Genomic DNA, 22,779 nt, shown 5'->3' on the forward strand with positions numbered 1-22,779 from the left:
GGAGGTTCCCTCGGCGCGGCAGCTCAGGCCGCGAGGCCGTTCTCCCCGGTGCCCGAACCCTCGGTCCTGGGCTCCGGGATGCCCAGCGTCTCGGGCCGCCCGGCCCGGGACGCCACCGCACGACGCGACCGTACGAGCCGGCCGGTCCGCTCCGACGCGGCGACCGCCGACACCACCGGTGTCAGCATCGCGAGCGCGAGCGGCGCGAGCAGCAGTGCCACCGCCGTGCCGAGCGCGAATCCGCCGACGACGTCGGTCGGATAGTGCACGCCCAGGAAGACCCGGCAGAAGCCCTCGGCCAGCGAGAGCCCGATCGCGGCAAGACCGAACTTGCGGTGTGCGACAAAGAGCCCGGCCGCGATCGCCATCGCCAATGTGGCGTGGTCGCTGACGAAGGAGTAGTCGCTCTTCCCGGACACCAGCACCTCGATGCCCTGGTGGTCACGGAAGGGCCGCGGTCTCTCGACGAACCCGCGGATGGGGATGTTGATCAGCAGCGCGATACCGGCGGCGAGCGGCGCCCAGATCAGCGCGGCGACCGCGCCCGCCGAGTCCTCCGGAGTGCCGCGCCGGCGCACGCTCCACCAGCACCACAGGACGAGGAGGACCATCGCGAGCATGATTCCGTACTCGCCTGCGAACTCCATGGTGCGGTCGAGCCACGCGGGGGTGTCCTTGGCCAGGCCGTTGATGTCGTAGAGCAGGCTGAGATCGGGATCGGACCCGCCTCTTGACTGCGTCAGGGGGAACCCCAATGCGAGTCCAGCCATCTCCTTCGGCCCCTTGCCTTGTGCCTGGCGTGACACACCTTCCGGGTGCGCCGCCTCTACCAACCCCCGTGATCAGTGCGGTGTCTGCTGCATGGTCAGTGCGGCCGTCTCCGTCCAGGGAACGGCCCGTTCCTCATGTACGTTCCACTCTCCACCGAACGATCACCATGACGTTATCGAAGAGTGACACGTCGTCGCAGTTCAGGCCTGGGGCATTGCGGAGAGTTCCGGCCACGCCCGATGCCCCGTCAGGCTTCCGGGACGGCCGTGGGGAGCGCTTTTGCGCCATCCTTGGTGACCCTCGTCGCACCGAAGTAGTCCGGGGTGTCGATCTTGTCGAAGCGGATCACTGCTCCGGTGTAGGGGGCGTTGATCATGTACCCGCCACCCACATAGAGCCCGACGTGCCGGATCGCCCGCGAGTTGGTGAGGTCGTCGGAGAAGAAGACGAGATCGCCGGGCAGCAGCTCGTCGCGTGACGGATGCGGTCCCGCGTTGTACTGGTCGTTCGCGACGCGCGGCAGCTCGATGCCCACGGTCCGGTACGCGGCCTGCGTCAGCCCGGAGCAGTCGAAACGTCCGCCCTGCTCCGGGGTGCCGTTGCCGCCCCACAGATACTTCGTGCCGAGCCTCTGCTGAGCGAAGTAGATCGCCCCGGCGGCCTGCCGCGACGGCTCGACCCGTCCGATCGGCCGGGCGAAGCTCTTCTCCAGGGTGCGGATGACCTTCACATAGTTCTGCGTCTCGCGGTAGGGCGGGACACCGCCGTACTTGATGACGGCGTACGCCCCCGCGTTGTACGCGGCGAGCATGTTGTCGGTCTGGTCACCGGGCGCCTTCTTGACATATCCGGCCAGTTCGCAGTCGTACGAAGCAGCAGACGGAATCGCGTCGGCCGGATCCCATACGTCGCGGTCCCCGTCCTTGTCCCCGTCGACACTGTGCGCCGCCCAGGTGCCCGGGATGAACTGCGCGATGCCCTGGGCCGCGGCCGCGCTCTGCGCCTTCGGGTTCCAGCCGCTCTCCTGATAGAGCTGGGCGGCGAGCAGAGCGGGGTTGATGGCGGGGCAGAGGTTGCCCCACTTCTGCACGAGCGGCTGATACAGGGCGGGAACGGCTCCCTTGGCCAGCCCGACGGCGCCGTTCCTGCCGGACGCGCCCATCAGCCCGGCGGCGGCGGAGTACGTGCCGACGACGAGCAGCCCGACGAAGCTCAGTGACAGCCCGATCGACGCCCCCGCGACCAGCCCCGCCTTACGCACCGTCAACCACCTTTCGCCCCCTGGCAGTCCACCCCGCAGCAGTCTATGTGCGGGCGGACTCCCCCATCCTGTGTCCCGCACGGCCCTGCCTCGCCGCGAAGCGGGGCGGGGTGCGGACGGGCGCAGTGTCGCTGCGGGTCAGGACGCGCAGCTCGTCGGTCACCACCTCAGGGTAGTCAACTCTCCGGCCGAGCAGCGGAGTTGGCGCAATTCCACTCATCTTTCGACGGTTTGCCGCCAACCCGGCGGGCAGAACAGGACGCGTTCCTGCCCGGCCTGCCGACCGGGGAGTTTCGGCCACTGCGCTGCCCCGCCCCTGGATGCCTTCGCCATGGCGAACGTGGCCCGGCGCGGGCACCGGCTACTGTGTGTGACCGCAGCCCAGAAGGCTGAGGTCAAACCCCGGCGGTGACCACGCCGGGGCCGGCAACACAGGAGCACAAGTGAAGAATTCAGCGAACGCGGCCACCGCGTCCGACACACAGCGCGAGGAGAGCGCACAGCCCGGGCTCGCGCGGGACGGACGGAGAAACGGGGATGCCGGCGGGACACTGGCGACGGTGACGTTCATCGTGCTGATCGCCATCGCCATCAGCCTGCTGGGATACATGGTCATCCGCTGACGCGATTGCGCGGCGCGGAGTCCACAAGGCTCCGCGCCGCTTGCGCCCACCATGTCTCTTCGAGACCCCCGCCCGATTCGGCCGGGCCCCTGGTACGGACCGCGCCATGACCTGGGAAGGACCGCACCATGCCCCTGGCCCCGCGGGTTACCCACAGGTAGCGTGGGTCGTACACCCATCCGAGGGGATCAGGCACGGAGGCAGCGCGACATGACGGCACCCGAGGCGTTCTTCGAGCGGCTCTCCGAGAGCCGCTTCGCCTCCACCGAGCACACCCGCGGGCCGTGGGACGCGAGCTCCCAGCACGCCGGCCCGCCCGCCGCACTCCTGGGCCGGGCCCTGGAGGAGCACCCCGGGGCACGCGCCGACATGCGGCTCGCCCGAGTCACCTTCGAGATCGTGCGCCCGGTACCGATAGGGACCCTGGAAGTGACCACGACCGTGCTGCGCGCCGGGCGGAGCGTGGAGGTCGTCGAGGCGACACTGGCCCCCGAGGGTGGTTCCCCGGTGATGCTGGCCAGGGCGCTGCGCATCAGGACCGCCGAAGACCCCGGACCCGCGGTCGCGGAAGGACCGCAGCTGCCCTCTCCCGGGGAGACGGCCGACACGCCCTTCTTCGACGTCCCCTGGGAGGTCGGTTATCACACGGCGATGGAAACCCGGTTCACCGACGGGGCCTTCAAGGATCGCGGTCCCGGCACCTGCTGGATGCGGATGCGAGTACCGCTCGTCGCGGGCGAGGAGACCCGGCCGCTGGAGCGCGTCCTGGTCGCCGCCGACTCCGGAAACGGCATCAGCAACGTCCTCGACTTCGGGCAGCACGTCTTCATCAACCCGGACCTGACGGTCCATCTGCACCGCCATCCGGTCGGCGAGTGGGTGTGCGTCGCGGCTCGTACGAGCGTGGACGCGGCCGGGATCGGCCTGGCGGACGCCCAACTCCACGACGAGAAGGGCCCGATCGGACGCAGCGCACAGAGCCTGTTCATCGCGCCGCGCTGAGCCCGCCCGGAGGCGGCCGTCGAGCCCGCCCCATTCACTCGTTCGGTAGACATGATCGTCATACACCCGACCTGTCGCCGCTCGTGGACAAGGCTCGGCGCCGTGTCGAACAGCAAGAACACCGAAAAGGCCGTCATCCCTGCACAGGGCGAGCCCCTGCCGTCCTGGTACGGAGACCTGCTCGGCGAGGTCAAGGCGACGGTCTCTCGCGCACGCGCCCGCGCCCAGCGCGCCGTCAACACCGAGCTGGTCCAGATGTACTGGGAGATCGGCCACCACATCCTGCGCCGTCAGAAGGAGGAGGGGTGGGGCACGAAAGTCGTCGCCCGCCTCGCCACGGACCTGAAAACGACCTTCCCCAACCAGCGCGGCTTCTCCCGCAGCAACCTCATGTACATGCACCTGATGGCTCGGACATGGCCTGAGCCAATTGTCCAACAGCCTGTTGGACAATTGCCGTGGGGCCACATCATCATCCTCGTCACCAAGCTCAAGACCCGGTCCGAACTGGACTTCTACGCCCTGCGAGCCGTCCAGCAAGGCTGGTCCCGAGACACCCTGGAGCGCCATATCCTCCAGGAGCTGCACCTCACCGAAGGCGCAGCCGACGCCAACTTCGAGGCCACGCTCCCCGATGGAGCAGCAGTCGCCCGGGACATCGCCAAGGACCCCTACCGGCTCGACTTCCTCGGACTCGACAAGGAACACAGCGAACGCGAACTCGAAGACGCGCTCGTCGCCAACATCGTCAGCTTCCTCACCGAGCTCGGTGTGGGCTTCGCCTTCGTCGGCCGCCAGTACTCCGTCGTCATCGGGGGCGAGGAGTTCCGTATCGACCTGCTCTTCTACCACTTGAAGCTGCACCGTTACGTCGTCGTCGAGCTCAAGACCAAAGCCCCCCGCCCCGAGCACATCGGCAAACTCGGCTTCTACGTCACCGTGGTGGACCAGCTCGTACGGGATCCGGACCGCGACGACGCGACCCTCGGCATCCTGATCGGTGCCGACCGCAACCGGGCCGCCTGCCGGATCGCACTGCAGAGCAGCAACCGCCCTCTCGCGGTGAGCAGCTACGCGACTCTGCCCCCGCAGGTTCAGGCACTGATGCCCAGTGAGGAGGATCTGGCCCGCGTGGCGCAGGAAGTCCTCGACGACGAAGGCGGAGGCTGACCACAGGCACGGGGCCGGCTACGCCCACCTCAGGGCGGTCGCCGGCCCCCCGCTGGCATCTCCCTGCCCACACCGCTGTTTCGCGACCTGCCAAACTGCCCCAAGGTGGGACAACGGCAGTCATTGCCCGGAGTCACGCACCGTGATACACAGAGTGACGATGCCCATACCGACATCGAAGCACGCCGCGCCACCGCAGGTCAGAGCCATTCACTCGGTCATACGTGCGGAGATCGGGTAAAGAGACGGGCCAAGTCGGCATACGCGGGCGGTTTCATCAGCGAAGATAGAACGACGGCCCATGCCTCGGAGCAGGGCACTGAACAACCCAACAGGGGCGGTGAGTTACATGATCCTGGCAGCCGAAAAGGGCGACATCACCACCATCATCGGCGGAATCGCCCCGAACTGGGGGCCTTTCGGGAGCCTGGGCAACGAAGCTCGAGTGATGATCGAGGTCGTGATGGCCGTGGCCATCCTCCTCTGCCTCGGCATCGCGATCTGGGGCGCGGCGAAGCAGCGCATCGGCGCGACGGCACTGCGTGACACTTTCAGCGCGGAGCAGGGCAAGGGCCTGATCGTCGCCGGACTGACCGGCGTCTTCATCATCGGGTCACTGGGGACCTTGTTCACCATCGTGTACGGGATGGCCGTCTAACCGCCCGTCAGACCCTCCGGGCGTGCCCGGCCCACCCTTCGAGGTTGCGTCTCCCTGATGTCGAGTCACCACACCGCGCCCGCGCGGGAAGCAGCACGACTACCGTCGTACTACGTGTCGGACCACACGTCGGACTTCGCGGAACTGCAAACGGTTGAGGGGGCGTACGCGAGATGAGCCTCGGCGACGAGCACGGCCACGGCGGCGAGCCGGGGGGCCGCCCGGACGCGAGCTTCGGTGGCTCGGGCCAGACCCGCACCAGACTCCCCGGCAGCGGCGACACGGATGTCTACGGCGGCGCGCGCAGACCCGTGCGGAGTTCACGCTCGCTGATCACGGTCGTGGGTGTCGTGGTGCTGCTGATCGCGGCGATCGCGTTCGCCAACCGGGGCGGAGGCGATGACGCCGCGTCGGGCGACGGCACGGAGGCGACGGCGGGAGCGGAGGCGACGGCGGCGACGGGGGTGAAGCCGGTGAAGGGGAAGGCCGGTGGGATTCCGTCGGGGTACGCGAAGGATGAGCAGGGGGCGCAGAGCGCGGCGGCGAATTACGCGGTGGCGCTGGGGTCTGACGGTATGTTCAAGGCCGCCTCCAGGCGCGACATCGTTCAGTCGATCCATGACCCAGCTGACGTCAGCGGTCTCCTGAGCGACTTGGACAAGGCCTACTCGCCGGGGTTCCTCGCCAACGTCGGCCTGAATCCCGACGGCACCACGCCCACCGGGCTCACGTTCGTATCCCGCACGGTCCCCGTCGGAACCAAGGTGACGGAGCAGAACAGTGAGACGGCCACCGTCGAGGTCTGGTGCACCGGGCTCGTGGGGCTCGCTGGACCCACGTCCACCAAGCCCGTGACCGCAACCTGGTTCACCATCACCGAGAAGCTCAAGTGGGTCGGCAACGACTGGAAGATCGAGTCGTCGAGCCAAAAGGAAGGCCCGACACCGGTCAACGGTGACAATCGTGCCTCCTCCGCAGACGAGATCGCTGGCGCAGTCGCCGGATACGGAGGCTTCACCTATGCCCGGTAGTCGGCACCCCCGTGCCATCGCGCTCACGGCCCTGGCCAGCTTCCCGACGGCCGTAGTCCTGTTGGCGTCCCAGGCCGCAGCGGCGCCGACGCCCACCCCGACGCCCAGCAAGAGCAACAACCCCTGCGACCTCATCGTCGGCCTTGCCAGGGACTACTGCGAGGACGGCGAGAAGGCCGGCGGCCGGGCCCGCTCCGGCCCCGAGCCCGCCGACGCCCTCGACCCCCTCGCCTCCCTCGCCCGCGGCTGCGCCGACGCCGCCGTCTGGACCGTCGACACCCTCTCCAAGGCCGTGAAGTCCACCGCCACCGTCGACTTCACCAACGCCGCCTTCCTCTCCCAGTACGCCATCGTCTTCGCCGCCGCCACCATCCTCACCCTCGTCCTGTGGCTCCTCGCCGTCGCCAAGCGCGCCATCCGCGGCGTCCCCCTCACCACCGCCATCTCCGAAGCCATCGGCTTCCTCTGGCTCACCGTCCTCGCCTCCGCCTTCACTCCGCTGATCCTCTACACCCTCGTCTCCGCCACCGACGGCGTCACCGAGGTCATCGCCGGCGGTACCAGCGGCCAGACGGACATGTTCTTCGGGAACTTCGCCACCGCCCTCAAGAAGGGCACCGACATCGGCGGCGGGCCGATCATGCTGATCGTCGTCTCGCTCGTCACGATCCTCGCCGCGGGTGTTCTCTACCTCGAACTGTTCATCCGCGCCGTCCTGCTCTACATCGGCGCGCTCCTCGGAGTCGTCGTCTACTCCGGGCTCGTCGACAAGAACATGTGGGGGCACGTCCGCCGCTGGGCCGGGATCATGATCGCGATCATTCTGGTCAAGCCCGTCATCGCGATCGTCCTCGGACTCGCGGGCGCCCTCTCCGCCGACAAGGGCCCCGATTCCTTCTCCGCCGTCGTCTCCGGACTGGCGATCATCCTGCTCGCCATCTTCGCCTCGGCGATGATCTACCGCTTCGTACCCGGCTTCGGTGACGAGATCGTCGCCTCCCGCAACAACCGCTTCCAGAGCGGCGCGGAGAACGCCGCAGCCGCCGTCATCAGTTCCCCCGCCGCCCTTGTCTCCCAGGGCATCAAGACCCACAGCAGCCGCGGCAACCAGCACGGCGGCGACGGAGGCGGCGGCAACAGTGCCCCGCGTCCCGCCAACCCCGTCAGCGGCGGCGTCGCCGCCCACAGCAGCCGGCCCTCCGGAGGAGGTGGCGGCGGATCCGTCCCCTCCGCCGCGCCGGCGCCCCGTAGAAGCGGCCCCGGCACCAGCCCGACCAGTGGTACCCCGCACAGCAACCGCAAGAACACAGGAGGTGGAGGGCGTTGACGACCCAGTCCCATCCGGTCACGCCCCGCCGTACGTATCTGATCGGCCGGGCCCGGCCGAACGCGATCGTCGGCAAGAACCGCGAGACCGGCGAGATCGCCCTGATCATCGCCGGCGCGTTCCTCGGCATGATGAGCGGGCTGCTGGTCCCCGTCCTGTCCCTGCGCATCGTGCTGCTGATGGGCTTCCCGCTCATCGCTCTCGCCGCGGTGTACGTCCCGTACAAGCACCGGACCTTCTACAAGTGGTTCGAGATCAACCGCAGCTACAAGCGCACGCTGCGCCGGGGCACCCTCTACCGTTCCTCCGCCGCCGAGGCGGGCACCCGGCTCGACGGCCGTGAGATCGAGATCGGCCCGCCCCCCGGCATCGGCCGGATCAACTGGCTCGCCGCCCCCTTCGGCCCCGACGAGATCGCCGTGCTGCTGCACGCCGACCGCCGTACCGTCACCGCCGCCATCGAGATCGAGGGCCCGGGCGTCGGACTGCGCGACAGCGAGGACCAGGAGGCCCTCGTCGACCGTTTCGGCACGCTGCTCAAGCATGTGGCCAACGGCGACGGCTTCGTGACCCGCCTTCAGATGCTCGCCCGCACCCTCCCCGCCGACCCCGACGCGCACGCCAAGGACGTCGCCCAGCGCGGCGACCAGCAGTCGCCCGGCTGGCTGCGTGATTCGTACGACCAGCTCCAGTCCATGGTGTCGACGTCGAGCGAGCAGCACCGCGCGTATCTCGTCGCCTGTATGCACTACTCCCGCGAACTGGCCGCCGAGGCTCATGCCATGGCGCGTGCCGCCCGGCATTCCACCGGTTCGACGGCGCGCAAGCTCGACAAGGACGCCGGTCTCGCCGTCGTCATGGCCCGCGAGCTGACCGACATCTGCGCCCGCCTCGCCGAGGCAGACATCCGGGTCCGCCAGCCGCTCGGCCAGGGGCGGCTCGCCTCACTCGTCCACTCGATGTACGACCCCGACCACCCCATCGACCACATCCAGGCGATGACGAAACGGAACGCCTGGCCCGCCGAGCTCGACGCCATGCAGCCCACCTACCTCCAGGCGAAGACCCGCGAGTCCTCCACCCGCGCGCCCTGGTGCCACGCCACCGCCTGGGTGAAGGAGTGGCCGATGACCCCGGTCGGTGTGAACTTCCTGGCGCCGCTCCTGGTGCACACCCCCGATGTGATCCGTACGGTCGCGGTGTGCATGGATCTGGAGCCCACCGAGGTCGCCATCGAGCGGATGCTCACCGAGAAGACCAACGACGAGGCGGACGCGAGCCGCGCCGCCAAGATGAACCGGACCGTCGACCCGCGCGACATCGCCGCGCACGGACGGCTCGACCAGAGGGGTGAAGATCTCGCCAGCGGTGCGGCAGGTGTCAATCTTGTCGGGTACATCACAGTGTCTTCGCGGTCGCCGGAGGCCCTGGCACGCGACAAGCGGACGATCAGGGCATCGGCCGGCAAGTCGTATCTCAAGCTGGAGTGGTGCGACCGCGAGCACCACCGTGCCTTTGTGAACACCTTGCCGTTCGCGACCGGCATCCGACGCTGACGAGAGGGCAGTCCGCCATGCGAGATCCGCTGTCCGTCTTCACGGATGCCTTCACCTCCTTCCTCTTCGGAAAGGTGGAGACGACCCGCCTGCCCGTGCGTACGTCGACTGGCCAGGCGCAGGCCGTGTACCTGCCCACCGCTGCTCCGGGTCTCGGCGACTCCGGCGTGATCATCGGCCGGGAGGTGTACAGCGGAAAGGGCTATATCTACGACCCCTTCCAGCTGTACGGCCAGCAGCTACCCGCCCCCCACTGGCTGGTCCTCGGCGAGTCCGGAAACGGCAAGTCGGCGCTCGAGAAGACGTACGTCCTGCGGCAGTTGCGCTTCCGCGACCGTCAGGTGGTCGTGCTCGACGCGCAGGGCGAGGACGGGGTGGGCGAGTGGAATCTCATCGCCCAGGAGCTGGGGATAACTCCCATCCGGCTCGACCCGATGACTGCGCTGGACGGCGGCATCCGCCTCAACCCGCTGGACCCGGCGATCACGACGACCGGCCAGCTGGCGCTCCTGCGGACGATCATCGAAGTCGCGATGGGGCACGGCCTGGACGAGCGCTCCGGCTTCGCGCTGAAGGTGGCACACGCGTACGTCAACGAGACGATCGTCGAACGGCAGCCCGTGCTGACCGACATCGTGGACCAGCTGCGGCACCCGGAGCCGGAGTCGGCGGAGGCGATGAACGTCGACCTGGACGACGTACGGGCCTGGGGCCTGGATGTCGCGCTCGTGCTGGACCGGCTGGTCGACGGTGACCTGCGGGGCATGTTCGACGGCCCGACGACGGTCGGCATCGACCTGGACGCGCCGCTGATCGTCTTCGACCTCTCCCACATCGACCGCAACTCCATCGCGATGCCGATCCTGATGGCGATCGTGGGGGTGTGGCTCGAACACACATGGATCCGTCCGGACCGGAAGAAGCGGATCTTCCTGGTCGAGGAGGCCTGGCACATCATCAACTCGCCGTTCGTGGCCCAGCTCTTCCAGCGGCTGCTGAAGTTCGGCCGCCGCCTGGGTCTGTCGTTCGTGGCGGTCGTCCACCACCTCTCGGACGTCGTGGACGGCGCGGCCGCAAGGGAAGCGGCGGCCATCCTCAAGATGGCATCCACACGGACGATCTACGCCCAGAAGGCGGACGAGGCGAGAGCGACGGGACGCGTCCTGGGGCTTCCCCGCTGGGCCGTGGAAATCATCCCGACCCTGACCCCGGGTATCGCGGTCTGGGACGTCAACGGCAATGTCCAGGTGGTCAAACACCTGGTGACGGAGGCGGAGCGACCAATCGTCTTCACCGACCGGGCGATGACAGAGTCGTCGGGGCCCGCGTTGCCCGAGGACGTGGCGGCCGCGGAATGGGAGGCGGAGCAGCGCGCGGCCCTGATCGAGCGGCAGCAACTGGACGAGTCCTCCGAGCCGACGGTGGCATGACATGCACGACCGGCGGCAACGGCCCGAAGAGGAACGAGGCATCCCGGACGGCCTGTTGGTGGGCCTGCTCGCGTTCCTGCTCGGCCTGACACTGCTGGTCTGGACGGCCACGGGCCTGGCGGGCGTCCTGTCCCACGGCGCGTGGCCGGCGGGCGTCACCTTCACCAACACGCCACTCGCGATGCGCGCGCTGGCGTCCAAGCCGCACGACCTCGCGTCGGCGTGGCCGGAGACCCCGCCGCCGGAGCTCTCGGGCTACGGCCTGTTCTGGGGCCTCGCGATCGGCGAGCTGATGATCCTGGTGGTCCTCACGATCTTCGCCCTCGGCACGCTCGCCCGCTGGCGCACGGTCCGCCGGTCGAAGGAGACCGGACGTGGACAGGCCAGAGCCGCCGACCTGTCCAAGACGAGGGACGCGTACGCCGGCAGCGCGCAGGGGCCCGGCGGCCGACCGGAGTCGAGATACTCAGAAGCCGCGTGGGAGCAGGAGACGGCAGGCGGCGCGGCGAACCCTGCCCCGGGAACGGCAGGCGCGGGATCAGCCCCTGACGCGTACGCAGGCAACCCCCAACAGCCCGTCGCGCACGCCCCGTCGGGCACTCTCCGCGCAGGCGAGGACTCGGACGCGGACGCGAATTCAGGCAACGCGCAGGAGCCCGGCTCCGGGGCATCCAGCGCGGGCAGCCCGGCAGCCGCGGGCCCCAACCCCCTTGCGGAGCAAAGGAGGGAGGCCCCCGACGTTGCCCCTGCCACCGCCACAGGGGCGGCCGCAGGCACCGGCGTTCCCGCCCCCCGCACCACCCGCCCCGCCAGGCTCCTCTACGGCGACCCCGCCACCCGCCGCCCCTCAACCGTCCAGGCCGTCTTCGACGCCCAGGGCCCCGCCCTCGTCGTCACCTCCGACCCCACCGTCTGGGCAGAGACCAAAGACGCCCGGGCCAAACTCGGCCCCGTCCTGGTCTACGACCCCGGGCACCTGTGCGACACCCCCGCCCGCCTCCACTGGTCCCCGACCGCGCACTGCGAGGACCCCGCCACGGCACAGGAACGCGCCACCGCCCTTCTCGCGCCGGTACGCCCCCGCGCCCTCCTCGACGCGGCAATGGCCGACACCGCCGAAACGCTCCTGCGCTGCTGGCTCCACGCCGCGGCCGTGGACGGTCGCCCGTTCAAGCAGCTCCACCGCTGGGCCCAGGGCGGCAGCGCCCATGACGCCGTACGCATCCTTCGTACGCACCCCAAGGCCACCTCCGGTCTCGCCGGCCTTCTGGAGTCCGCGCTCACCGCCCACCCCGAACGCCGGGAAATCGCCCAGCAGTTGGTCGTCCGCGCCCTCTCCTCGCTATCCTCGATCCATATCCGCGAGGCGTGCACCACGAACCGGGCCGATTCGCTCGCCTTGGAATCATTCGTAAACGAAGCGGGCACCCTTTATCTGGTGGGTGAGCCCATCGAGGACCCCAAAACCCACCCTGGCGCGATGCCACTGCTCACCGCGCTTGCCTCACACGTGGTCGAGCACGGCCGCCGCATGGCCGCACGGTCATCCGACGGTCGGCTCGACCCACCAATGACGCTCGTTCTCGACGACGTCGCAGCGGTGGCCCCGCTTCCCCGGCTTCCGGAGCTGCTGGCAACCGGTCAGGACCAGGGACTTCCGACCCTGGTCCTGCTCCGCTCCGCCGAACAGGCCCGCGCCCGCTGGCCGGAGCCGCTCCCGCAGTAGCCGCCGCCCGCGCCGTCTACCGCAGGATCTCCAGCTCCAGCTCCCGTGCAGTGCCATCACCCGGCGCGGGCACGGAGTCCCCGCTCGCCACAAATCCGAACCGCAGGTAGAACGCCTTGGCCCGCTCATTGCGCTCGTGCACATACAGCCGCACCCGCTTCACCGGCGGCCCGGCAAGTGCCCACGACCAGTCCAGGGCCGCCCGGAACAATGCGTCCGCCACACCTGCCGCCCGCGCCTCGGGCCGTACGAACACACCCACCAGATGCGTCTGGTCGGTCTTCGCCGCCTCGCCGAACCGCACCTCGCTCGCCGGCCGTTCGACGAACACGGTGAGCGTCCCGTCCCACCGCCCGTCCGGTGCCTCGGCGATGAACTGCCGCGCCACGACCCCTTCCGCAGCAGTAGCCGTCCGGTTCTGCCAGTATCCGTCGGGCCGCTCGACGGCCTGCTCGTACGTCTCCAGGAAGGCGATGGGCGCGGCCGGGTCCTGGAGGGCGGACAGCCGCAGCTCTCGGGCCTTGGCCCACTCCTCGGCGCGTACGGGGCGAATCACATGGTCCATCCCCCGATACTGACGGCGCCGCCCGCCGCCGAGCAACGCGGTTACGCCGCGCGAGACGGCGAGAGAATTGGCCGTGAAAGCAGGAAAGCCCCGCACCAGGAGGTGCGGGGCTTTCCCACAATGATTGTTCGGCGGCGTCCTACTCTCCCACAGGGTCCCCCCTGCAGTACCATCGGCGCTGAAAGGCTTAGCTTCCGGGTTCGGAATGTAACCGGGCGTTTCCCTAACGCAATGACCACCGAAACACTATGAAGATATCCGACACCGGAATCCCCCGGCCAGGGGGGACTCGACAGTTCTTTACTTCAGAACTGACACAGTGGACGCGAGCAACTGAGGACAAGCCCTCGGCCTATTAGTACCAGTCAGCTCCACCCCTTGCGGGGCTTCCACATCTGGCCTATCAACCCAGTCGTCTACTGGGAGCCTTAACCCCTCAAAGGGGGTGGGAGTCCTCATCTCGAAGCAGGCTTCCCGCTTAGATGCTTTCAGCGGTTATCCTTTCCGAACGTAGCCAACCAGCCATGCCCTTGGCAGGACAACTGGCACACCAGAGGTTCGTCCGTCCCGGTCCTCTCGTACTAGGGACAGCCCTTCTCAAGACTCCTACGCGCACAGCGGATAGGGACCGAACTGTCTCACGACGTTCTAAACCCAGCTCGCGTACCGCTTTAATGGGCGAACAGCCCAACCCTTGGGACCGACTCCAGCCCCAGGATGCGACGAGCCGACATCGAGGTGCCAAACCATCCCGTCGATATGGACTCTTGGGGAAGATCAGCCTGTTATCCCCGGGGTACCTTTTATCCGTTGAGCGACGGCGCTTCCACAAGCCACCGCCGGATCACTAGTCCCGACTTTCGTCCCTGCTCGACCCGTCGGTCTCACAGTCAAGCTCCCTTGTGCACTTACACTCAACACCTGATTGCCAACCAGGCTGAGGGAACCTTTGGGCGCCTCCGTTACCCTTTGGGAGGCAACCGCCCCAGTTAAACTACCCATCAGACACTGTCCCTGATCCGGATCACGGACCCAGGTTAGACATCCAGCACGACCAGAGTGGTATTTCAACGACGACTCCACCTGAACTGGCGTCCAAGCTTCACAGTCTCCCACCTATCCTACACAAGCCGAACCGAACACCAATATCAAACTGTAGTAAAGGTCCCGGGGTCTTTCCGTCCTGCTGCGCGAAACGAGCATCTTTACTCGTAGTGCAATTTCACCGGGCCTATGGTTGAGACAGTCGAGAAGTCGTTACGCCATTCGTGCAGGTCGGAACTTACCCGACAAGGAATTTCGCTACCTTAGGATGGTTATAGTTACCACCGCCGTTTACTGGCGCTTAAGTTCTCAGCTTCGCCACACCGAAATGTGACTAACCGGTCCCCTTAACGTTCCAGCACCGGGCAGGCGTCAGTCCGTATACATCGCCTTACGGCTTCGCACGGACCTGTGTTTTTAGTAAACAGTCGCTTCTCGCTGGTCTCTGCGGCCACCCCCAGCTCACGGAGCACGTCCGATCACCAAAGATGGCCCCCCTTCTCCCGAAGTTACGGGGGCATTTTGCCGAGTTCCTTAACCATAGTTCACCCGAACGCCTCGGTATTCTCTACCTGACCACCTGAGTCGGTTTAGGGTACGGGCCGCCATGAAACTCGCTAGAGGCTTTTCTCGACAGCATAGGATCATCCACTTCACCACAATCGGCTCGGCATCAGGTCTCAGCCTCAATGTGTGACGGATTTGCCTATCACACGGCCTACACCCTTACCCCGGGACAACCACCGCCCGGGCTGGACTACCTTCCTGCGTCACCCCATCGCTTACCTACTACCACCTTGGACCGGCGGCTCCACCACTCCCCTTCACCCGAAGGATCCAGGACGGCTTCACGGCCTTAGCATCAGAGGGTTCAGTACTGGGCGTTTCAAAGCGGGTACCGGAATATCAACCGGTTGTCCATCGACTACGCCTGTCGGCCTCGCCTTAGGTCCCGACTTACCCTGGGCAGATCAGCTTGACCCAGGAACCCTTAGTCAATCGGCGCACACGTTTCTCACGTGTGTATCGCTACTCATGCCTGCATTCTCACTCGTGAACCGTCCACCACTCGCTTACGCGGCGGCTTCACCCGGCACACGACGCTCCCCTACCCATCCACACTCCCGTTGGGGATCATGTGTGAATGACACGACTTCGGCGGTACGCTTGAGCCCCGCTACATTGTCGGCGCGGAATCACTTGACCAGTGAGCTATTACGCACTCTTTCAAGGGTGGCTGCTTCTAAGCCAACCTCCTGGTTGTCTCTGCGACTCCACATCCTTTCCCACTTAGCGTACGCTTAGGGGCCTTAGTCGATGCTCTGGGCTGTTTCCCTCTCGACCATGGAGCTTATCCCCCACAGTCTCACTGCCGCGCTCTCACTTACCGGCATTCGGAGTTTGGCTAAGGTCAGTAACCCGGTAGGGCCCATCGCCTATCCAGTGCTCTACCTCCGGCAAGAAACACACGACGCTGCACCTAAATGCATTTCGGGGAGAACCAGCTATCACGGAGTTTGATTGGCCTTTCACCCCTAACCACAGGTCATCCCCCAGGTTTTCAACCCTGGTGGGTTCGGTCCTCCACGAAGTCTTACCTCCGCTTCAACCTGCCCATGGCTAGATCACTCCGCTTCGGGTCTTGAGCGCGCTACTAAACCGCCCTGTTCGGACTCGCTTTCGCTACGGCTTCCCCACACGGGTTAACCTCGCAACACACCGCAAACTCGCAGGCTCATTCTTCAAAAGGCACGCAGTCACGACGCACAGAGCAAGCTCTGCACGCGACGCTCCCACGGCTTGTAGGCACACGGTTTCAGGTACTATTTCACTCCGCTCCCGCGGTACTTTTCACCATTCCCTCACGGTACTATCCGCTATCGGTCACCAGGGAATATTTAGGCTTAACGGGTGGTCCCGCCAGATTCACACGGGATTTCTCGGGCCCCGTGCTACTTGGGTGTCTCTTAAACGAGCCGCTGACGTTTCAGCTACGGGGGTCTTACCCTCTACGCCGGACCTTTCGCATGTCCTTCGCCTACATCAACGGTTTCTGACTCGTCTCATCGCCGGCAGACAATGAAAAAGAGATCCCACAACCCCGTATGCGCAACCCCTGCCGGGTATCACACGCATACGGTTTGGCCTCATCCGGTTTCGCTCGCCACTACTCCCGGAATCACGGTTGTTTTCTCTTCCTGAGGGTACTGAGATGTTTCACTTCCCCTCGTTCCCTCCACACTGCCTATGTGTTCAGCAGCGGGTGACAGCCCATGACGACTGCCGGGTTTCCCCATTCGGAAACCCCCGGATCAAAGCCTGGTTGACGGCTCCCCGGGGACTATCGTGGCCTCCCACGTCCTTCATCGGTTCCTGGTGCCAAGGCATCCACCGTGCGCCCTTAAAAACTTGGCCACAGATGCTCGCGTCCACTGTGCAGTTCTCAAGCAACGACCAGCCACCCACCACCCCACCCAACAGGGCGAGTTCACCGGGGCCGGCATCCCGAAGGACGAGCTCACGCTCGCACCCTCAGACACCCAACAGCGCGCCCGGCACGATCCCCTGACCACACGTTCCACGCCGAAGCAGTACTAGTGAAGCCCTGAAACCGTGCCGAATAGTCAACGTTCCACCCATGAGCTGACCACCGTCGGACATTTGCCGACGTAGTGGCTCTGGACCCCTGTGACAGGGCCTAGATGCTCCTTAGAAAGGAGGTGATCCAGCCGCACCTTCCGGTACGGCTACCTTGTTACGACTTCGTCCCAATCGCCAGTCCCACCTTCGACAGCTCCCTCCCACAAGGGGTTGGGCCACCGGCTTCGGGTGTTACCGACTTTCGTGACGTGACGGGCGGTGTGTACAAGGCCCGGGAACGTATTCACCGCAGCAATGCTGATCTGCGATTACTAGCAACTCCGACTTCATGGGGTCGAGTTGCAGACCCCAATCCGAACTGAGACCGGCTTTTTGAGATTCGCTCCGCCTCGCGGCATCGCAGCTCTTTGTACCGGCCATTGTAGCACGTGTGCAGCCCAAGACATAAGGGGCATGATGACTTGACGTCGTCCCCACCTTCCTCCGAGTTGACCCCGGCAGTCTCCTGTGAGTCCCCATCACCCCGAAGGGCATGCTGGCAACACAGAACAAGGGTTGCGCTCGTTGCGGGACTTAACCCAACATCTCACGACACGAGCTGACGACAGCCATGCACCACCTGTATACCGACCACAAGGGGGGCACCATCTCTGATGCTTTCCGGTATATGTCAAGCCTTGGTAAGGTTCTTCGCGTTGCGTCGAATTAAGCCACATGCTCCGCTGCTTGTGCGGGCCCCCGTCAATTCCTTTGAGTTTTAGCCTTGCGGCCGTACTCCCCAGGCGGGGAACTTAATGCGTTAGCTGCGGCACCGACGACGTGGAATGTCGCCAACACCTAGTTCCCAACGTTTACGGCGTGGACTACCAGGGTATCTAATCCTGTTCGCTCCCCACGCTTTCGCTCCTCAGCGTCAGTAATGGCCCAGAGATCCGCCTTCGCCACCGGTGTTCCTCCTGATATCTGCGCATTTCACCGCTACACCAGGAATTCCGATCTCCCCTACCACACTCTAGCTAGCCCGTATCGAATGCAGACCCGGGGTTAAGCCCCGGGCTTTCACATCCGACGTGACAAGCCGCCTACGAGCTCTTTACGCCCAATAATTCCGGACAACGCTTGCGCCCTACGTATTACCGCGGCTGCTGGCACGTAGTTAGCCGGCGCTTCTTCTGCAGGTACCGTCACTTGCGCTTCTTCCCTGCTGAAAGAGGTTTACAACCCGAAGGCCGTCATCCCTCACGCGGCGTCGCTGCATCAGGCTTTCGCCCATTGTGCAATATTCCCCACTGCTGCCTCCCGTAGGAGTCTGGGCCGTGTCTCAGTCCCAGTGTGGCCGGTCGCCCTCTCAGGCCGGCTACCCGTCGTCGCCTTGGTAGGCCATCACCCCACCAACAAGCTGATAGGCCGCGGGCTCATCCTTCACCGCCGGAGCTTTCAACCCCCCAAGATGCCTCGGGAGGTGGTATCCGGTATTAGACCCCGTTTCCAGGGCTTGTCCCAGAGTGAAGGGCAGATTGCCCACGTGTTACTCACCCGTTCGCCACTAATCCACCCCGAAGGGCTTCATCGTTCGACTTGCATGTGTTAAGCACGCCGCCAGCGTTCGTCCTGAGCCAGGATCAAACTCTCCATGAATGTTTACCCGTAATCGGGTTCAACACCACAAGAGCGGGACAACCAGTCGGAATAAGACCAGTCGTCCACAGCGTCCTCGCTGTGTTTTCGCCTGCCCGCCACAAGGGCCGACAGGACTTTCAAAGGAACCTCCAACCCACCGAAATGGGCCGGGGTTGTCAATCTGGCGTTGACTTTTGGCACGCTGTTGAGTTCTCAAGGAACGGACGCTTCCTTCGTACTCACCCTCACGGGCTTTCCTCCGGGCGCTTCCCTTCGGTCTTGCGTTTCCGACTCTATCAGACTCTTTCGTGTCCGATTCCCCGTCGGCGGGTTCTTCGCTTTGCGGCCTTTCGGCTTTCCGGCGATTCCGACTCTACCAGATCCTTTCGGGCCTGATTCCCGGTCGAACTCGGGGTGCCTTTCCGGCCGTTGAGCCGTTCCGACGCCCAAACTCTAGCTGATTTCTCAGACGACTCATAATCGAGTCTTCGAAATGAATTTCGGCATGCCGAAATTCATCCCTGCTGGGAGATCGTGCTGAGTTGGGATGCCGCGTGCGCGGCGGGAGTGGCCGTCGCAGAACCGTTCCGGCTCCGTGACAACTCGAAGAACCTTACGGACTGATGAAGGGTGTGTCAACTCCAGCCCTCAGGGCGCGGGCCGACGTTCTAGTCCAGGTCGGTGAGTCTGCCGCCGGCGTCCGGCTGGGCCTCTTCCACCCGCCGCAGGACACGGATCAGGAGTTCGCCCAGCACGCCCCGCTCCTCCGGGGCGAGGTCCTGCAGGAGGTCCCCTTCGAAGGCCGTGGCCATGCGCATCGCCTGCTGCCACTTCGTACGGCCGTCGTCCGTCAGCTCCACGATGACGCGGACCCGGTTGTTCTCGTCGCGGTCGCGCGTGACCAGGCCCTCGGCCGCCATGCGGTCGATGCGGTGGGTCATCGCGGCCGGCGTGAGGCCCAGCCGCTTGGCGAGTTCGCTCGGGCCCATCCGGTAGGGGGAGCCGGCGAGCACCAGGGTCTTGAGGACTTCCCACTCGGCGCTGCTGATGCCGAGGTCGGCGACCTGACGGCCGTACGCGACGTTCATCCGGCGGTTGAGGCGGCCCAGGGCCGAGACGACCTTCTCGACCTGCGGGTCCAGGTCGCCGAACTCGCGCTGATAGGCCGCGATCTGTTCGTCGAGGCTCGGCTCCCGGAGGGCGGGGCCGACCTCGGGACCGGGCACCTCGGGGGTCTCGGTTGGCATGGGCTGAAGTATCGCACGGTCGAGTTGGCCTTGAAGTCCTTCGATGTGTATTGTTCAGGTTCTAACTTTAGTATTGAAGTCTTCAGGCTTCAGCCCTTCAAGTCCAAGACGACCAGACTTCACGATCAAGACCTCGAGGCGGGTGAGTGTGACCAGGGCGATGGGCGCTGCGATGCGCCGGATTCAGACGGGGAACGCGCTGAGCGCGTTCGGACTCGGCTTCACCGTTCCGTATCTCTACGTCTATGTGGCGCAGGTGCGGGATCTGGGCGCGACGACGGCGGGTGCCGTCCTCGCGGTCTTTGCGATGGCCGCGCTCGTCGCCCTGCCCTTCACCGGGCGTGTCATCGACCGGCGCGGGCCGCTGCCCGTGCTGGTCGGGGCCGCGGTGCTCGCCTCCGTGGGGGCGGCGTCCATGGGGCTGGCGGCGAGCGTGCCGACCGTCGTCCTGTCCGCCGCGCTGCTCGGGGCCGGTACGGCCGTGATGCAGCCCGCGCTCGCCACGATGATCGTCGGGTGCTCCGACGCCTCGACCCGTACGCGTGCGTTCGCCATGCAGTTCTTTCTGCAGAACCTGGGGCTCGGCATCGGCGGGCTGATCGGCGGGCACATCGTCGACGAGAGCCGTCCGGGCAGCTTCACCCTGCTGTTCGGCATCGAGGCCGTGATGTTCCTGGTACTGGCGGGCATCGTGCTGACCGTGCGGCTGCCGCGCTCCCTCGCGCTCCAAGAGCCGCGCCCGGCGAACACGGAGGCCAAGGCCAGGGGCGGGATGCGCGCGATCTTCGGGCACCGGGCCATGGTGCAGCTGTGCGTGCTCGGCTTCGTCCTCTTCTTCGCCTGCTACGGACAGTTCGAGTCGGGTCTTGCCGCGTACGGCACCGAAGCCGCCGGAATCCAGCCCGCGACCCTGGGCACGGCGCTGGCCGCCAACACCGCGGTGATCGTGGTCGCGCAGTTCGTCGTGCTGAAGTTCGTCGAGCGCCGCAGCCGCACCCGGGTGATCGCGGCCGTCGGGCTGATCTGGACCGTCGCGTGGATGACCGCGGGGTACGCGGGCCTCGGGCACGGCAGCCAGGCGATGGCGACGGCCGCGTTCATCTCGGCGTACGGCATGTTCGGGCTCGGCGAGGCGATGCTGTCGCCGACCGTCGCGCCGCTTGTCGCCGATCTGGCGCCGGAGGCGATGGTCGGGCAGTACAACTCCGCATTCGCCCTGGTCAAGCAGCTCGCGCTGGCTGTCGGCCCGGCCGTGGGTGGGCCCATGGGGGCCGCGCTGCACGGTCCGTACATCGTGACCTTCGTGCTGTTCTCGCTCGGTATCAGCGTGCTGGCGCTGCGGCTCGGCAGGCAGCTGACCCCCGTACAGGACAAGCCGTCTCTTGTGTCGAGGTCGCGGGTCGTGGCCCAGCACATGCCTTCGGAGCAGCTCGAAGCCGCCGCCTAATCGGGCAGGGCGAACTCGCACCACACCGCTTTGCCGCCGCCCGGAGTGCGGCGGCTCCCCCAGGACGAGGCGATCGTCGCGACGATGGAAATCCCGCGGCCCGCCTCGTCCTCCGTTTCGGCGCGGCGGCGTCGCGGAAGATGATCGTCGCCGTCCGTGACCTCGATGATCAGACGGCGGTCGGTGCGGCGGAGTCTGAGGCGCATGGGCGGGGTGCCGTGCTGGAGGGAGTTGGCGACCAGTTCGCTGGCGGCCAGCACACCCAGGTCGTGCAGTTCGGGCGAGAAGCGCCAGGAGGCCAGGACCCCGGAAGCGAAGGCACGCGCGCGTGGCGCTGCTTCGACGCCGCCGAGCAGTTCGAGGGCGGCGTTGTGGAAGAGCTCCGCCGCCGTGCCCGTGCGTGTGGGGTGCTGGACGACCAGGACGGCCACGTCGTCGTCGTGTTCCGCGGTGACTCCCAGGGAGCGGATCAGCCGGTCGCAGACCACCTGAGGGGCGCCGGTCGCCCCGGACAGCGCGCGCTCCAGCGCGGCCATGCCCTCGTCGATGTCCTCGCCGCGCCGCTCGATCAGGCCGTCCGTGTAGAGAACGGCGCTGGAGCCGGGCGGCAGGGCGATGGTGCCCGAGGTGTGGAGCCAGCCGCCCGTGCCGAGCGGGGGGCCCGTCGGGTCCTCGGCGCGGCGGACCGTGCCGTCCGCGTCGCGTACGAGGACCGGGAGGTGGCCCGCCGATGCGTAGACGAGCCGGCCCTCGCTCGGGTCGTGGACGGCGTAGACACAGGTGGCGATCTGGCTGGCGTCGATCTCGGAGGCGAGACCGTCGAGCAGCTGGAGCACTTCGTGGGGCGGCAGGTCGAGGCGGGCATAGGCCCGTACGGCGGTGCGGAGCTGCCCCATGACCGCGGCCGCGCGGACACCGCGGCCCATGACGTCGCCGATGACGAGTGCGGTGCGTCCCGCGCCGAGGGTGATGACGTCGTACCAGTCGCCGCCGACCGCGGCGTCCGTGCCGCCCGGTTGATATGTGGCGGCGATGCGCAGATCGTCGGGCTGCTCCAACTCCTGTGGGAGCAGGGAACGCTGGAGAGTGACGGCCGTCTCGCGGTGTCGGCGCTCGCTGGCGCGCAGCCGCTCGGCGGCCTCCGCGTGGTCCGTCACGTCGGCGGCGAAGACGAGGACACCGCCGCCTTCCTCGGGGCTCTCGGCGGGCAGGCAGGTGACGGTGTACGAGCCGCCGCCGCGCACCTTGCGGGACTTGACCGTGCGCGGCTTGCCGCTGCGCAGCACCTGGTCCAGCAGCGGCAGCAGGCCGAGCTCGTCGAGCTCGGGGCAGGCGTCGGCCGCCGCGGTCCCCGCCCGGCGGGGGCCGAAGGCCGCGGCATAGGCCTCGTTGACATACGCGACGCGGTGCTCGGGGCCATGAAGCAGAGCGACCAGGGCGGGGAGAGGGCCGAGGATCTCCCGTACGGAGAAGTCGTCGAGCGCGGGGACGTCGGGCAGGAGCTCCGGCTGCTGTTCAAACTCGCCGCGGGCCGCGGGCACGGAGCTTTCCCCTCGCTGGACGGGGGAGATCCCGTGATCGGACCTCCGCGCTGCGGCGCGACGCTGCGTACCGGGGAGTCTTGCGCTCCAACGCGTGAAGTTCACTGACTTTCTAGCCTCAATGGTTGTCGCCAAGGGTCACTCTGTGCAGGTGTGAGC

15 protein-coding genes and 3 rRNA genes are annotated in these 22,779 nt (G+C 66.6%); 10 read left to right on the forward strand and 8 right to left on the reverse strand.

Features of this window, described 5'->3' with window-relative positions; all coding sequences use genetic code 11:
• Positions 1 to 23 precede the first annotated feature (23 nt).
• Positions 24 to 770 carry a phosphatase PAP2 family protein gene (locus tag FBY35_RS35345; protein ID WP_142217959.1) on the reverse strand — a complete coding sequence of 249 codons (747 nt, stop codon included), beginning with the start codon at positions 768 to 770 and terminating at the stop codon, positions 24 to 26.
• Between the two features lie 248 nt (positions 771 to 1,018).
• Complete coding sequence (locus FBY35_RS35350; RefSeq protein ID WP_142217960.1) at positions 1,019 to 2,032, reverse strand: bifunctional lytic transglycosylase/C40 family peptidase; 1,014 nt, start codon at positions 2,030 to 2,032, stop codon at positions 1,019 to 1,021.
• 443 nt (positions 2,033 to 2,475) lie between these two features.
• On the opposite strand from FBY35_RS35350, the gene FBY35_RS35355 reads away from it, so the two are divergent.
• The 9 genes from FBY35_RS35355 (at position 2,476) to FBY35_RS35395 (ending at position 12,555) form a co-directional block, all read left to right on the forward strand.
• Positions 2,476 to 2,655: a hypothetical protein gene (locus FBY35_RS35355; RefSeq protein WP_142217961.1), complete on the forward strand. Its 180-nt coding sequence runs from the start codon at positions 2,476 to 2,478 to the stop codon at positions 2,653 to 2,655.
• A 210-nt stretch (positions 2,656 to 2,865) separates the two neighbouring features.
• Positions 2,866 to 3,657, forward strand: a complete 792-nt coding sequence (locus FBY35_RS35360) for a thioesterase family protein (protein ID WP_142217962.1) — start codon at positions 2,866 to 2,868, stop codon at positions 3,655 to 3,657.
• A gap of 102 nt (positions 3,658 to 3,759) precedes the next feature.
• Positions 3,760 to 4,827, forward strand: coding sequence for a YhcG family protein (locus FBY35_RS35365; RefSeq protein WP_260848924.1), 1,068 nt, complete (start codon positions 3,760 to 3,762; stop codon positions 4,825 to 4,827).
• A gap of 349 nt (positions 4,828 to 5,176) precedes the next feature.
• Positions 5,177 to 5,485 carry a hypothetical protein gene (locus FBY35_RS35370; protein ID WP_142217964.1) on the forward strand — a complete coding sequence of 103 codons (309 nt, stop codon included), beginning with the start codon at positions 5,177 to 5,179 and terminating at the stop codon, positions 5,483 to 5,485.
• A gap of 173 nt (positions 5,486 to 5,658) precedes the next feature.
• Positions 5,659 to 6,516 (forward strand): hypothetical protein, encoded by an 858-nt coding sequence (locus FBY35_RS35375; protein ID WP_142217965.1) that lies wholly within the window; start codon positions 5,659 to 5,661, stop codon positions 6,514 to 6,516.
• On the forward strand, positions 6,506 to 7,843 hold the full coding sequence (locus tag FBY35_RS35380) for a hypothetical protein (protein ID WP_142217966.1): 1,338 nt from the start codon (positions 6,506 to 6,508) through the stop codon (positions 7,841 to 7,843). The genes FBY35_RS35375 and FBY35_RS35380 overlap by 11 nt, the downstream gene beginning before the upstream one ends.
• The gene (locus tag FBY35_RS35385; protein ID WP_142217967.1) at positions 7,840 to 9,399 is read left to right on the forward strand and encodes an SCO6880 family protein; all 1,560 of its coding nucleotides are present in this window, start codon (positions 7,840 to 7,842) and stop codon (positions 9,397 to 9,399) included. The genes FBY35_RS35380 and FBY35_RS35385 overlap by 4 nt, the downstream gene beginning before the upstream one ends.
• 17 nt (positions 9,400 to 9,416) lie before the next feature.
• Positions 9,417 to 10,829: an ATP-binding protein gene (locus FBY35_RS35390; protein ID WP_142217968.1), complete on the forward strand. Its 1,413-nt coding sequence runs from the start codon at positions 9,417 to 9,419 to the stop codon at positions 10,827 to 10,829.
• A 1-nt stretch (position 10,830) separates the two neighbouring features.
• Complete coding sequence (locus FBY35_RS35395) at positions 10,831 to 12,555, forward strand: type IV secretory system conjugative DNA transfer family protein (protein WP_186357136.1); 1,725 nt, start codon at positions 10,831 to 10,833, stop codon at positions 12,553 to 12,555.
• Positions 12,556 to 12,571: 16 nt separating this feature from the next.
• Here the strand turns inward: FBY35_RS35395 and FBY35_RS35400 are convergent, their stop codons facing one another.
• From FBY35_RS35400 to FBY35_RS35425, 5 genes are all read right to left on the reverse strand, one after another.
• Positions 12,572 to 13,120 (reverse strand): GNAT family N-acetyltransferase, encoded by a 549-nt coding sequence (locus FBY35_RS35400; RefSeq protein ID WP_142217969.1) that lies wholly within the window; start codon positions 13,118 to 13,120, stop codon positions 12,572 to 12,574.
• Between the two features lie 126 nt (positions 13,121 to 13,246).
• A 5S ribosomal RNA gene (gene rrf, locus FBY35_RS35405) occupies positions 13,247 to 13,363 on the reverse strand.
• A gap of 92 nt (positions 13,364 to 13,455) precedes the next feature.
• Positions 13,456 to 16,579 (reverse strand): 23S ribosomal RNA (locus FBY35_RS35410).
• Positions 16,580 to 16,877: 298 nt separating this feature from the next.
• Positions 16,878 to 18,403, reverse strand: a 16S ribosomal RNA gene (locus tag FBY35_RS35415).
• Together the 16S, 23S and 5S rRNA genes form the textbook arrangement of a ribosomal RNA operon.
• 650 nt (positions 18,404 to 19,053) lie before the next feature.
• Positions 19,054 to 19,632 (reverse strand): MarR family winged helix-turn-helix transcriptional regulator, encoded by a 579-nt coding sequence (locus FBY35_RS35425; RefSeq protein ID WP_142217970.1) that lies wholly within the window; start codon positions 19,630 to 19,632, stop codon positions 19,054 to 19,056.
• Positions 19,633 to 19,804: 172 nt separating this feature from the next.
• On the opposite strand from FBY35_RS35425, the gene FBY35_RS35430 reads away from it, so the two are divergent.
• Positions 19,805 to 21,079, forward strand: a complete 1,275-nt coding sequence (locus FBY35_RS35430; RefSeq protein WP_142218347.1) for an MFS transporter — start codon at positions 19,805 to 19,807, stop codon at positions 21,077 to 21,079.
• On the opposite strand, the gene FBY35_RS35435 is transcribed toward FBY35_RS35430, so the two are convergent.
• On the reverse strand, positions 21,076 to 22,725 hold the full coding sequence (locus FBY35_RS35435) for a SpoIIE family protein phosphatase (protein ID WP_142217971.1): 1,650 nt from the start codon (positions 22,723 to 22,725) through the stop codon (positions 21,076 to 21,078). The genes FBY35_RS35430 and FBY35_RS35435 overlap by 4 nt on opposite strands.
• Between the last annotated feature and the right edge of the window lie 54 nt (positions 22,726 to 22,779).

The organism is Streptomyces sp. SLBN-118 (assembly GCF_006715635.1).
In the GTDB taxonomy this organism is placed as follows: domain Bacteria; phylum Actinomycetota; class Actinomycetes; order Streptomycetales; family Streptomycetaceae; genus Streptomyces.

What these genes read in the sequence shown, in the direction of transcription:
- FBY35_RS35360 (WP_142217962.1), top strand. Translation starts at nt 2,866, where the DNA reads ATGACGGCACCCGAGGCGTTCTTCGAGCGGCTCTCCGAGAGCCGCTTC.
- FBY35_RS35345 (WP_142217959.1), bottom strand. Translation starts at nt 770, where the DNA reads ATGGCTGGACTCGCATTGGGGTTCCCCCTGACGCAGTCAAGAGGCGGG.
- FBY35_RS35380 (WP_142217966.1), top strand. Translation starts at nt 6,506, where the DNA reads ATGCCCGGTAGTCGGCACCCCCGTGCCATCGCGCTCACGGCCCTGGCC.
- FBY35_RS35370 (WP_142217964.1), top strand. Translation starts at nt 5,177, where the DNA reads ATGATCCTGGCAGCCGAAAAGGGCGACATCACCACCATCATCGGCGGA.
- FBY35_RS35395 (WP_186357136.1), top strand. Translation starts at nt 10,831, where the DNA reads ATGCACGACCGGCGGCAACGGCCCGAAGAGGAACGAGGCATCCCGGAC.
- FBY35_RS35375 (WP_142217965.1), top strand. Translation starts at nt 5,659, where the DNA reads ATGAGCCTCGGCGACGAGCACGGCCACGGCGGCGAGCCGGGGGGCCGC.
- FBY35_RS35425 (WP_142217970.1), bottom strand. Translation starts at nt 19,632, where the DNA reads ATGCCAACCGAGACCCCCGAGGTGCCCGGTCCCGAGGTCGGCCCCGCC.
- FBY35_RS35430 (WP_142218347.1), top strand. Translation starts at nt 19,805, where the DNA reads ATGCGCCGGATTCAGACGGGGAACGCGCTGAGCGCGTTCGGACTCGGC.
- FBY35_RS35400 (WP_142217969.1), bottom strand. Translation starts at nt 13,120, where the DNA reads ATGGACCATGTGATTCGCCCCGTACGCGCCGAGGAGTGGGCCAAGGCC.
- FBY35_RS35390 (WP_142217968.1), top strand. Translation starts at nt 9,417, where the DNA reads ATGCGAGATCCGCTGTCCGTCTTCACGGATGCCTTCACCTCCTTCCTC.